The 12,735-nt window shown below is 36.6% G+C and carries 5 protein-coding genes and 2 pseudogenes; 3 read left to right on the top strand and 4 right to left on the bottom strand.

Going from position 1 to position 12,735, the window contains the following annotated elements; translation table 11 throughout:
• Positions 1 to 31 precede the first annotated feature (31 nt).
• Together ESZ36_RS05180 and xrt are read right to left on the bottom strand one after the other, a co-directional pair.
• A pseudogene (locus ESZ36_RS05180) lies at positions 32 to 241 on the bottom strand (sugar phosphate nucleotidyltransferase); the annotation flags it as partial.
• A 5-nt stretch (positions 242 to 246) separates the two neighbouring features.
• Positions 247 to 1,587 carry an exosortase gene (gene xrt / locus ESZ36_RS05175; protein ID WP_170235771.1) on the bottom strand — a complete coding sequence of 447 codons (1,341 nt, stop codon included), beginning with the start codon at positions 1,585 to 1,587 and terminating at the stop codon, positions 247 to 249.
• A gap of 454 nt (positions 1,588 to 2,041) precedes the next feature.
• Between xrt and ESZ36_RS05170 the strand changes: the two are divergent.
• Positions 2,042 to 3,442: pseudogene (locus ESZ36_RS05170) on the top strand (mannose-1-phosphate guanylyltransferase/mannose-6-phosphate isomerase).
• 19 nt (positions 3,443 to 3,461) lie between these two features.
• Here ESZ36_RS05170 and ESZ36_RS05165 read toward each other — a convergent pair.
• Both ESZ36_RS05165 and prlC read right to left on the bottom strand, forming a co-directional pair.
• Positions 3,462 to 4,193 (bottom strand): DNA-3-methyladenine glycosylase I, encoded by a 732-nt coding sequence (locus ESZ36_RS05165; protein WP_146784447.1) that lies wholly within the window; start codon positions 4,191 to 4,193, stop codon positions 3,462 to 3,464.
• Positions 4,194 to 4,211: 18 nt separating this feature from the next.
• Positions 4,212 to 6,263, bottom strand: a complete 2,052-nt coding sequence (gene prlC, locus ESZ36_RS05160; RefSeq protein ID WP_146784444.1) for an oligopeptidase A — start codon at positions 6,261 to 6,263, stop codon at positions 4,212 to 4,214.
• Positions 6,264 to 6,591: 328 nt separating this feature from the next.
• Between prlC and ESZ36_RS05155 the strand changes: the two genes are divergently transcribed.
• On the top strand, positions 6,592 to 11,130 hold the full coding sequence (locus ESZ36_RS05155) for an EAL domain-containing protein (RefSeq protein WP_246128995.1): 4,539 nt from the start codon (positions 6,592 to 6,594) through the stop codon (positions 11,128 to 11,130).
• Positions 11,131 to 11,252: 122 nt separating this feature from the next.
• A complete protein-coding gene (gene gorA, locus ESZ36_RS05150; RefSeq protein ID WP_146784438.1) occupies positions 11,253 to 12,617 on the top strand; it encodes a glutathione-disulfide reductase in 1,365 nt (454 codons plus the stop codon).
• Positions 12,618 to 12,735: the final 118 nt, after the last annotated feature.

The raw sequence follows: 12,735 nt of genomic DNA, 5'->3' as shown, positions 1-12,735 counted from the left end.
TATAAGTACTAAATCAATGCCGTGTGCATGATCTAACCAGTCGCGTATTTGTTGATATCACTAAAATATCGTTTATGCCTGCTTGCATAAGCGTGGTCAATGGGTCGTAAACAATAGGTTTGTCATAAATAGGCATTAACTGTTTACTAACAACTTTGGTTAGTGGATAAAGTCTAGTACCACTACCTCCTGCTAATATAATCCCTCTCTCATAATATAACCTTTTTGTGTGTGCATTCATTGCATTTAATCTAGTTGAAATTGCCAATGCAGTTTAGTTTTTGTTTGTCCAAACATTGCTTGCTTAAGCCTTTCAAGCTTGAATCGCGAGGAACTTCCAATTTTTAGTCCTGATATTTCATAACGGAGGGTAATAACAGCAGTTCTTTTGCCATTTTTTATTTTAATAACTTGCTCTTCATTGTTTATAACTTTACCAATAATAAGCCAATTTTTAGGAATAAAATTATTTTCAAAAAAAGTGGGTTTTGATTCTAAATTATCTTCACTAAAATTGTAAACTAATTGCGTTTTATTTGAGTTGTTAGTGATAACTTCAACCGTTGAATAGTTATAAATGATTGGTTGATTAAGCACATCTATAAGTTTTGTTTCAGGAGTTGTTGTTGTTGACATGTGTAATGAGGTAGAAGAAAACAATAAAATAGTAAACAAAATAATAGCTAACGGCCAACTAGGCGTATTCAGTTGTATTTTGGCTGAACTGTCAGATGTGATTGGTTTGTTATTTTCTTTATCAGCAAGATACCCACCAAACTTAAACAGTAAGAATATAAAGGGAATGTAAAGGTACCAACCAAACATATTATGATCGGTCATTAAGTCACTTGTCATTTCCGTCTGGTGACCAATGATAATTAAGATTGATATTCGTAACCAGTTTGTTAATAACGCACCAAGTATTGCCACTGAAATAAAGGTAGCGGTATTTTTGATAGTTCTAAGATATAGAAAGGAAAATAAAGTGCTAATTGCTAGAGAAGTAATCAAGTAGCGTAACCCACTACAACCACCAGCAATTTCAAATATCCCTGATGGAATGTGTACAAACTGCTCTTCAACAAATACAGGAATAGTAGTGAACCCCAAAAGGGTATTAGCAGCAAATACTGATAGGTCTTGTAGAGGAATGGTTAATATTCCCCACACAGGGAGTAAAAAAATAAAATAGGATGCGGCTGAAGCTATTTTGATATTAGCATTGAAAACAAAAATAATACTTGAACAAAGTAATAATAAAATGGCCAACCAGTATAACAGGCTAATTTGCGCAGTTGACGTAACAAAAAGTATATATGCACTTATAATTAGTAGTACTGAAGCAGGTAAAGATATAGTTTCTCTATACTTTAATTCTCCATTGTTATTTATCACATAAAATAAATAAGCAACAATAAGAGGAATAAAATAAGCGTGTGAATAAGTGCCATCATCAAAACTATAGCTCCATAGGGTCTGCATAATAGGAATATTTAACAGGGCTATTAATATTGTAATTGAAAGTATTAAGATGAAAGGTGAAAAATTATGTTTAAATATATTTGAATTGATTTTTTTTATATTCAAAGTATTACCCTTAATGATATTATTTTTCTATGTAGATAAAATTTTTGTAAATTACTTTACTTCTATGTTTTAATAAAAACAGGCTGCAGCTAAATTCAACGGGTAATAAATGGTATTAACAGTATGTAAATTATACATACATTTATATGTTATTGTCGTTAGTAAAAATTATTTTAAACGAAATAATACACATTTAGATAATATACCCGCTCCACTTGAAGATGCATGATTCAGCTGGAATTAGAAAAAGCTCTACTCTCCATAATTATTACTGTTGTTTTATCTGGAGGGCTATCAGGGTAAATAAGGTTCTTTCTAAAAATACCCAGAAGTAAAAAAATATTACATAAAGAGGTTTTAGTATCGCTTACTATAACCGCATTATTTTCTATGAAACTTCAATATCATCAACGGAATAAATATGAATACAAAAACAACGTCTTCTGCGGTATCTATTTTCCCTGCAATAATGTGTGGCGGTAGCGGCACACGACTTTGGCCACTTTCTCGTGCCCTTTTCCCTAAACAGTTTTTACCATTAGTTAATGATACTAGCATGTTGCAAGATACGTTATTACGCTTGCCTAAAAACAGTTGTGAACCCGTCTTCATTTGTAATGAAGAGCATCGTTTTTTAGTGGCAGAACAAGTTCGACAATTATCGCAAGAGCAAAGTACTATATTGCTTGAGCCCGAAGGACGTAATACCGCACCTGCGGTAGCGCTAGCCGCAATTCATGCCTTAGAAAAAGATGAAAACGCCATGTTGTTAGTTTTAGCGGCCGATCATGTTATTCAAGATACTACCGCTTTTCATAAAGCCGTTGAACAAGCAAGTCTTGCTGCAGAGCAAGGAAAGTTAGTTACTTTTGGTATTGTGCCGACTCATGCTGAAACGGGCTACGGCTATATTAAGAAAGGCAGTGAGCTAAAAGGATCTACCTTTGAAGTGGCTCAGTTTGTAGAAAAACCAGATGAAATTACAGCTGAAGGCTATTTAGACTCGGGTGAGTATTTATGGAATAGCGGTATGTTCTTATTTAAAGCCTCGCGCTATTTAGAAGAGTTAGCTAAACATCGAGGTGATATTTTAGACAATTGTCATCAAGCGATGAAAGGTGTTGAGCAAGATCTTGATTTTCTTCGTCCAAACAAGGCTGATTTTTTAGCTTGTGCTAGTGAGTCAATTGATTATGCCGTAATGGAAAAAACTGATTCAGCTGTTGTTGTGCCGCTTGACGCTGGTTGGAGCGATGTTGGCTCTTATTCTGCTCTTTGGGAAGTTTGCCATCAGAATGATGACAAAAATGTGTTAAAAGGTGACGTAATTGCTCAGCAAACGACTAACAGTTATATTCACAGTCAAAACAAGCTGATTGCAACAGTTGGTGTTGATAACTTAGTGATTATTGATACACCTGATGCTGTATTAGTTGCCAATAAAGATAAAGTACAAGAAGTTAAACAAATAGTTGAGCAGTTAAAGGCCGATAAGCGTAGTGAGGCAGTATTACATCGTGAAGCCTACCGCCCGTGGGGAAAATATGACTGTATTGATACGGGAGAGCGTTTCCAAGTTAAACGCATTACTGTAAAGCCAGGCGCTAAACTATCAGTGCAAATGCATCATCACAGAGCTGAACACTGGATCATAGTGTCGGGTACAGCGAAAGTAACGATAGATGAAAAAGCCGTGTTATTAACTTAAAATCAATCAGCTTATATTCCTGTTGGCGCTGTTCATGCGCTAGAAAACCCAGGGAAACTACCATTAGAAATGATTGAAGTACAATCGGGTAGTTATTTAGGTGAGGATGACATTGTTCGTTTTGAAGATAAGTATGGCCGTGCTTAGATAGTAAATTATGTGCAGGTTACTCTCCAACCTGCACATAATTATCGGCACTAGCAAAAGCAATCAAACGACTTAACTGTGTTAAGTTATAGCCACTTTGTTTTTGTAATGTATTAAAAAACGCTTGAATAGCGGTTAAGCTTTTTTTACTTTGCAAGCCGCCATCTATGATCTGCTGTGCCCTTAAATAAGCTTCAACATCACTGCTTAAAATGAAGGTATCTTTGCCTAATAATCTAAGTGCGTATGGCCCAGTATTACCGCCTAAGCGTTGACCATGCTTTTTCAAATAAGCCCATAAGCCAATGATATCTTCACTTGGCCAGTCATTAATAAACTGCGCAAAGCTGATGTTTTTATCTAGTGTGATATCAAACATCATCTGCGCATTGGCTTTAATCGTTTTGACTTTATTATAATTACGAATGATTTTCGGATCTGCCGCTTTTCGTTCCAACATTTCTTCAGGCATCATCAGCATTTTTTCAATATTAAAATTAAAAAAGTGCTCTTCAAAGTCAGGCCATTTGTTTTCAACAACTCGCCATACAAAACCAGATTTAAAAATCTGCTTGGTAAAAGCGGCTAAAACTCTATCGTCAGTGAGTTGAACAATACTTTGTTCTGCTGCGTTATCGTCGAGCAATTTCTTGCCCAATATTCTTTTACCTAACAATAGCTCTAGTGCCGGTGTGCCACCTTTTCGATCGGCGGCACGTTGATATAATGATTTAAACGATTCGTGTGTCATTGTGATGTATTTACTCAGTTAAGCTTCGATGCCAGAGTGACGTAATAACGCATCAATTTCTGGTGTTCTGCCTCTGAAGTTTTTAAACAACTCGCTTGGCTCTTCGCTGCCACCTTTCTCTAAAATATTGGTTAAGAATGACTGACCGGTTTCTTCATTGAAGATACCTTGCTCTTCGAATAAGCCAAAGGCGTCAGCTGATAAGACTTCTGCCCATTTGTAGCTGTAGTAACCTGCTGAATAGCCACCACCAAAGATGTGACTAAAGCCATGTTGGAAGCGGTTAAATTCAGGTGCGGTTACAACTGAGTATTTAGTTCTAACATTATCGAGCACTTGCTGAATATGTTTCTCATTGTTTAATGCTTTCGGGTCAAAGCTTTCATGCATAGTAAAATCAAAGATGCTGAACTCAATCTGACGTAACATTTGCATCGCAGATTGGAAGTTTTTCGCTGCCAACATTTTGGTTAACATTTCTTGAGGCAATGGCTCTCCACTTTCAAAATGGCCGGAAATAAATGCAAGTGCTTCAGGTTGCCAGCACCAGTTTTCTAAAAATTGACTAGGAAGTTCTACTGCATCCCAAGGAACGCCATTAATGCCGGCAACACTGCTGTCGTTTATTTGGCTTAACATGTGATGAATACCATGACCAAATTCATGGAATAGGGTAACGACTTCATCATGGGTAAATAATGCCGGTTGATTGCCTACAGGGCCGTTAAAATTACACGTTAAATAGGCAACTGGGTATTGAATAGATCCATCAGCTAACTGGCTTCGACCAACACAGTCATCCATCCAAGCACCACCACGTTTTTTCTCGCGAGCATAAAGATCAAGATAGAAGCTGCCTCGTCTTGCACCTGATTTATCAAATACATCATAAAAGTTAACATCGTCATGCCATACATCAACACCTTCACGATGTTTGATAGATAAGCCGAATAGCTTATGGACGACTTCAAATAAACCAGAAACAACTTTGTCTTTAGGGAAATATGGACGTAATTGCTCATCTGAAATGGCGTAACGACTTTGTTTTAACTTCTCGCTGTAATAAGCTAAATCCCAAGCCTGTAAGTTATCTTTCTTGAACTCACTCTTAGCAAAGTCGCTTAGTTCGTTAAAGTCTCGTTTACCTTGGTGTTGTGATTTAAGGGCTAAATTTTCAAGAAATGCCATTACTTCACTCGTACTATTTGCCATTTTAGTGGCCAATGAGTGTTGGGCATAGTTGTCAAAATCAAGCAAGTTAGCTAATTCATGTCTCAAGCTTAGTAGCTCATCCATGATGGCACTGTTATCAAATTTATTCGCATTAGGACCTTGGTCTGAGGCACGAGTAACAAATGCAGTATAAAGTTGTTCGCGCAAATCCGCATTATCACAATACATCATTACCGGTAGATAACTTGGAATATCAAGGGTAAAAGTAAATCCCTGTTGCTCTTTTGCTGTAGCGAGTTCTTTTGCCGCCGCTAAAGCACTCTCTGGCAAGCCGGTAAGCTCTTTTACATCTTCGATGGTAATACTAAAGGGATGGGTAGCATCGAGCACATTATTGCTAAAGCTTGAGCTGAGCTCTGATAAGCGAGTAGCTATTTCACCATAACGCTTCTTATCATTATTACTTAAGGCAATGCCTGATAGTTTAAAATCACGAAGGGCATTAGTGATAACTTTCTGTTGAGCTACGTTGAGCTGTTCAAATCGCTTACTGTTTTTAACGCTAAAGTAGGCTTGATATAAACCTTCATGTTGACCAACAAAGGTGCCATATTCAGATAACAGAGGCAGACAAGATTCATAGGCATCACGCAATGCATCACTACTAACAACTGAATTCATATGGGAAACCGGTGACCAAAGTTTAGATAGCACATCATCAACTTCATCAATGGGTAAGACTAAATTCTCCCAAGTAAATACATCATTATTAGCGAGAACTTGCTCAATGATTTTTTTGCAATCACTAATTGATTGCTCAACAGCAGGCTTTACATGTTCAGGTTTAATTTTTGAAAAGGCAGGTAGTTCGCTAAATACTAATAATGGATTGGTCATAATGCTTAAAAATTAGTTTATGTTATAAGAGATGTAAGACCTAGAGAGGCTTTATTCAAGGCAATTTAGACAATAGTTATAAAATATTCATCAGATGAAGTTATAAAAACACTTGTTAATGTATTACTAGATTACTTATTGGTGTGATTTTATTGTATAGAGTAAGTAAACCTGTTGTTAGCAGTTGTATTTTTATTGATTTTTGTTTGCACAACGCCATCGTAAACTATACTTTATGGAACCTTTATATTTTTATAATTAATTCTGTTGTTGAGTGACGATGCTTAAGAGATTACTTATTTCCTGTCGACTAATGTTAAGCATTTTTTTGAGCGTTATTTTTATTGGCGGTATAGTCGCCCCTACTAATAGTTATGCTGCAATAGAAAACCTTTCCCTAGAACTTCTCTCTGTTGATGATGGTTTATCACAAGGTAGTATTCATTCAATTATTCAAGACAAAACAGGTTTCATTTGGCTAGGTACTGAAAGTGGTGTCAATGTTTATGATGGCAATGAAGTTAGGCAATTGCCAGGACCAAAAAACAGTTTTGAAAATGTTGCTATATACAATGTACTTGAAGATAAAAATGGTTTGATTTGGTTAAATGTTGATGGTCGAAAACTTTATTGTTATAACCCTAAAACAGATAGTTACCGGCATATCCCAATAAAACTTGCACAAGGTTTTGATTACTATATTACTGACTTGATTAATGATTATGACAATAAAGTATGGGTGTTAACATCAAAAACGCTTGGTGTTTATAATCAAGTTACCGGTGAATATCAGCAAGTAATAGACTTGGAATTAGAGTTAGCAGGTAATTTATCACTATTTCAAATGTCATTTTATGATGGCGTAATCTACCTAGCTTCTAAGATAGGTGTTTTTGCCTATGATATTGAGAAAAACGATTGGAAAAAATTACCTCAAATACAAGCGGATCATACCAAGCAGTCGAATAGCGAAGAACTGAATAAAATATATACAGTACATGCTGATAATAATCATACCTTATATTTAGGCTCTTTCGATGGGTTTTATACTATAAATGTATCGCAGATTAAGGCATATATTGCGGGAGAATCGAAATTACCAGACTACCAACAGCTTATTGAAAATATGGCTGCATGGCAGACATTACTTGATGGAGAAATACTTTACGTAGCCTCTGATAAGGGCTTGTACGCAATTAATACGTTGAATAATACTAGTGAGTTCCTATTTGGCTTTAGTGATTATTTTGATGATATTACCGATGATAATATAAAAGCACTCATTAAAGATAATCAGGGTATTTTCTGGCTAGGCTCAAATACCGTAGGGGCTTATCAATGGGACCCTCAAAAAGAATTAGTTAAAAACTATGGTTATAAAAATAACAATATTGCTAGTTTGAGCTATAACGAAGTTTGGCATGCTTTACCTGATAGCTTCAATACTGATTTGCTTTGGGTTGCCACTTCAAATGGCTTTAACCTAGTTAATTTGGTAAAGCAGCGTGTGACCCCCTTTTTAGTGAATGATGATTCTAAGAGTATTTATACGAAAAGCCATATTTATAGCCTAATAACTTTAACAGCAGAGCAATTACTTGTTTCTACTGCCCAAGGTGTACTTCTATTTGATAAAAAACAGGAAAAAATATTAGCATTACCCTTCAATGATGAAGTTAATCAGCTACTTGCCCTAGAGCAATTTGACATCTTAAGAGAAGATGATTTTTTATGGCTAACGAATGAAAAAGGTATTTTTAAAATAAACTTAATCACTTATCAAGTTGATACGTTAAGCGAAATTACGGCGCAATTTTCTCCTGAACGTTTATTGTATTTCTTGGGCTCATTACCAAATAGTGATTGGTTTTTACTCACCAGTAATGATGGTTTATGGGGATTTAATACCCATACACGAGAATTTGTACAGCTTTATCAACTAGAAGGGATACTCGCAGGTGAAAATGTTTATATCGATAATTGGGCGATTGATAAAAACCAAGTCCTCTGGTTGAGCTACAGTGGTAAAGGCCTCATTGGCTTAACATTACCTGATTTTAAAGAGAAATATTATTACCATAAAGCTAATTCCATTATTGAGAATAACGTTTATGGTGTCATGGCAGATGACTCTGGTGACATCTGGTTCTCTAGCCATAACGGTGTATTTATGTTGGATTCAGATAACCAACATATAAGTCATTTCACCCGTAAAAATGGCCTTGGAGCGACGGAGTTTAATGCTAAGGCTTATGCAAAATTAGCGGATGGCTCATTTGTTTACGGCTCTATGGAAGGCATTAGTATTTTTGATCCTTTAGAGTTGAAAAAAATACATGATAATGAAAATGTTACAGTCAAAGTTACTGCCGTAGAATTATTGTCTCGAGAGTTAATCTTACCTTTAGTCATTGAAAATAATGCCGTTATTAATCTTAACCATGATGATGTAGGTATCCGTATTAATTTTTCTACTTTTTCTTACGGTAATGAGAAAAGTATCATCTATAAATATCATTTAACGGGACAAGACAATATTGATTTTCCGGCAAGTCATGAAGCTCATGTCACCTTTCCTAGCCTCGCTTCAGGTAAACATACTTTATCTATTCAAGCTAAGTCTCCTTATACGGGAGAGTACTCTTCGCCCGTACATATTAAATTCAACGTAGGCTTTGCTCCTTGGCGCTCACCATTAGCGATATTACTTTATTCTATCGCCTTAATGTTAATTACGGTGACTTGGTATCGTTATCGTAAAACCCAGCAACAATTATTACTTGATGTTCATGAGCAAGTGAAATATCGAGAAAATCGCTTACAACTAGCCTTAACTGGAAGTAACAGTGAGGTCTGGGATTGGCAAGCCGATGAAGACTTAATGTTTGGAAAGCGTATTGCTTTAGATTTAGGTTACCGAGAGAAGGCGCTGTTTTATAGTTTAGAAGAGCATGTAGCGCTTATTCATCCTGAAGATCATGATAATTTTATTCATTGTTGGCAGCTATTTATTAGTAGCGCTAATCTAAAGGATAACTTTTCCTGTACCTATCGTTTGAAAACATCAGATGGTCACTGGTTTTGGTATAAAGATTTAGGAAAAATTGTTGCTGTAGATGCTAATAATCATCCTGTCAGAGTGACAGGATCTTATACTAATATTACCGAGTCGCGCGCTAATGAAGAGCGCGCTCAGTATTACGGAGATGCCTTTCAGCAAACCCAAGATTGGGTATTTATCATTGATGAAAAAATATCCCGAATCACGGCAAACCAGTCAATGCGTGCTGTTTTTGATTGGCCAGAAGAAGAGTTTGATTTTAGTGACAAACTCTTAGGCGTCAGCCAGAAACGTCGCAGTTTTTATCGTAAATTAATGCTTTCGCTAAAAGAGGGAGAGCATTGGCGTGGAGAAGAGTTGATAGTTACCGCCAATAAGGATGAATACCACGTCATTATTAACGTCACTGTAGGGCTAAGTTCAGTAACTAATGCTTTACATTACTTGTTTGTATTAACGGATATTAGCGCGCAGAAAAGTGCTGAAAGTGAATTACGATTATTAGCAAATTATGACCATTTAACAGGATTACCCAATCGAACGTTATTGCTTGAACGTATTAAACATGCGATAGATTTTTCTAATCGACGAGACACCTCCATTGCGGTGTTCTTTATTGATCTTGATCGATTTAAGCAAGTTAATGATTCTTTAGGACATGATTTCGGGGATTTATTATTACGAGAAATTACTAAACGCTTGCAAAGTGCATTACGCATCGATGATACGGTAGCACGTATTGGAGGTGATGAATTTGTTGTGTTACTAGAGAGTTTCGCTAATGAAAATCAGCTGGGGCGAATTGCAGAAAAGGTCATTAATACAATCGGTCAATCCTTTGATTTAGATGGTAATTTAGTGAGTGTTGGTGCAAGTATAGGTATTGCATTATACCCCAATGATGGTATTAACTCAGACGAATTATTACGCCATGCTGATGTTGCTATGTATCATGCGAAACAAGCCGGAAAAAGTAACTTTAAATTTTATACTGCACAAATGAATATTGAAGCAATGGAGCGCTTGAGTCAGGAATCAGCATTAAAATTAGCAGTAAAAAATAATGAGTTTATTAATCACTACCAACCTATTATTAATGCTTATACGGGTAAGGCTGTGGGAGTCGAGATGTTAATGCGTTGGCAAACATCTACTGGCTTAGTGCCACCAAGTGACTTTATTCCTTTATCAGAAGAGCTAAATTTAATCATCACGATGACAGAAATGGCACTTGAGCGAGTATGTAAGGATCTAAAAGAATGGCACACCATACGACCTGAATTTTATGTGTCGATAAACTTATCAGTACAACACTTTGTTGAAGCAGACATAGTCTCATTTATTAGTGAATTATTGGCACGTTACCAATTACCTGCAGCAATATTACGTGTTGAAGTAACAGAGAGTTCGCTAATTTTACAACCTGAAAATGCCATCACCACCATGCGTAAATTATCTTCACTAGGTCTTACTTTAGCGCTTGATGATTTTGGCACTGGTTTTTCGTCATTGTCTTATTTAAAAAAATTACCTTTAGATATTATAAAAATTGACCGTAGCTTTGTTGCTGGTATTGGTATAAATGAAGCAGATGAAGCGATTGTTGATACCACGCTAGTATTAGCAAAAAGACTTAACATGCATTGTATTGCAGAAGGTGTAGAAACGGTTGAGCAATTAAATTATTTAGTCGCCAAACAATGCCAGTATATACAAGGTTATTTATATAGTAAGCCAAGACCAGCGGAGAATATTATGAAAAATTTGCTGATAGATAAAACCGAACTTACTTATACCGATAGCTAATTTGATAAAGCGGACAGCCAATTACTGAAAAAGTTATTAAATATTATTATTTTAATACTTGAATAAAGTGTAATTTGCGCCCACATTCTATTTAAACAATACGTTAACTAATGAGTGAAACCATGACACAACATTTTGATTATCTTGCCATTGGCGGTGGCAGTGGCGGTATAGCATCAGCTAACCGCGCGGCAAAGTTAGGTAAAAAGGCAGCAGTTATTGAAGCCAAGTACATTGGTGGTACTTGTGTAAATGTTGGTTGTGTACCTAAAAAGGCGATGTGGTATGCCGGACAGATATCTGACGCATTGAAATATGCTAGTGATTACGGTTTTGCTCAACATCTTACTCAAGGCACTCCTCAGTTTGATTGGGCTAAATTGGTCGCTAACCGAGAAGCTTATATTGAACGTATTCATGCGGCCTATCAGCGTGGTTTTGATGCTAACGATGTAACCGTTATTGATGGCTTTGCCAAATTTGTTGATAAAAATACTGTTGAAGTGAACGGTGAGTTAATTACTGCAGATCACATCACTATTGCTACTGGTGGTCGTCCATCTTTCCCTAATATTGAAGGTGCAGAACATGGCATCGACTCTGATGGCTTTTTCGCCTTAACTGAGCAGCCTAAAAGTGTTGCTGTCGTAGGTGCCGGTTATATAGCTGTTGAACTGGCGGGCGTATTTTGTGCCCTAGGTAGTGAAACACATTTATTAGTGCGTAAAGAAAAGCCATTACGTGGTTTTGATGACATGTTAAGCGATACTTTGGTAGAGCAAATGGCAAAACATGGGCCAACGTTACATAACCACAGCACGCCAGAGCGTATCGAAAAATTAGCTGACGGTACCTTAATCGTACATCTAACTAGTGGGAAGACTATTGGACCTGTTGAAACCTTAGTATGGGCAATTGGCCGAGAACCAGCGACTGATAATATTAATTTAGCAGCTGCTGGCGTTGCGATGAATGAACGTGGTTTTATCGAAACAGATAAATATCAAAATACTAATGTTGACGGTATATATGCAGTAGGTGATAACACCGGTCGAGCACAATTAACGCCGGTAGCTGTTGCCGCGGGTCGTCGTTTATGTGAGCGTCTATTTAACAATAAACCGGAAGAACATTTAGATTATTCAGGTATTGCTACGGTAGTATTTAGTCATCCAGTTATCGGCACCGTTGGATTGACTGAAGACGAAGCTATTGCGCAATACGGTGAGGAAAATATTACCGTTTATAAATCGCAATTTACAGCACTGTATCAAGCTATCACTGAGGACCATCGCGATCCGACGCGAATGAAGTTAATTTGTGCAGGTAGCGAAGAAAAAGTAGTTGGTTTACACAGTATTGGTTTTGGTAGTGATGAATTATTACAAGGATTTGCTGTAGCAATGAAAATGGGCGCAACGAAAGCTGATTTTGATAACACAATTGCTATTCATCCCACCTCAGCAGAAGAGTTTGTTACTCTGTAATTATTACTCTGCAAATTGACTCGCAAAAAAAAGTATAGCTACTAACGAAAAGTCAGTAGCTATATTCATTACCATTAAAAACTCTGGTGACTATACCAAGCGGACTAATCAATTAACC

This window comes from Colwellia demingiae, from assembly GCF_007954275.1.
GTDB classification, from domain to species: Bacteria; Pseudomonadota; Gammaproteobacteria; order Enterobacterales; family Alteromonadaceae; genus Colwellia; species Colwellia demingiae.
This window is presented reverse-complemented; position numbering and strand designations above follow the sequence as displayed.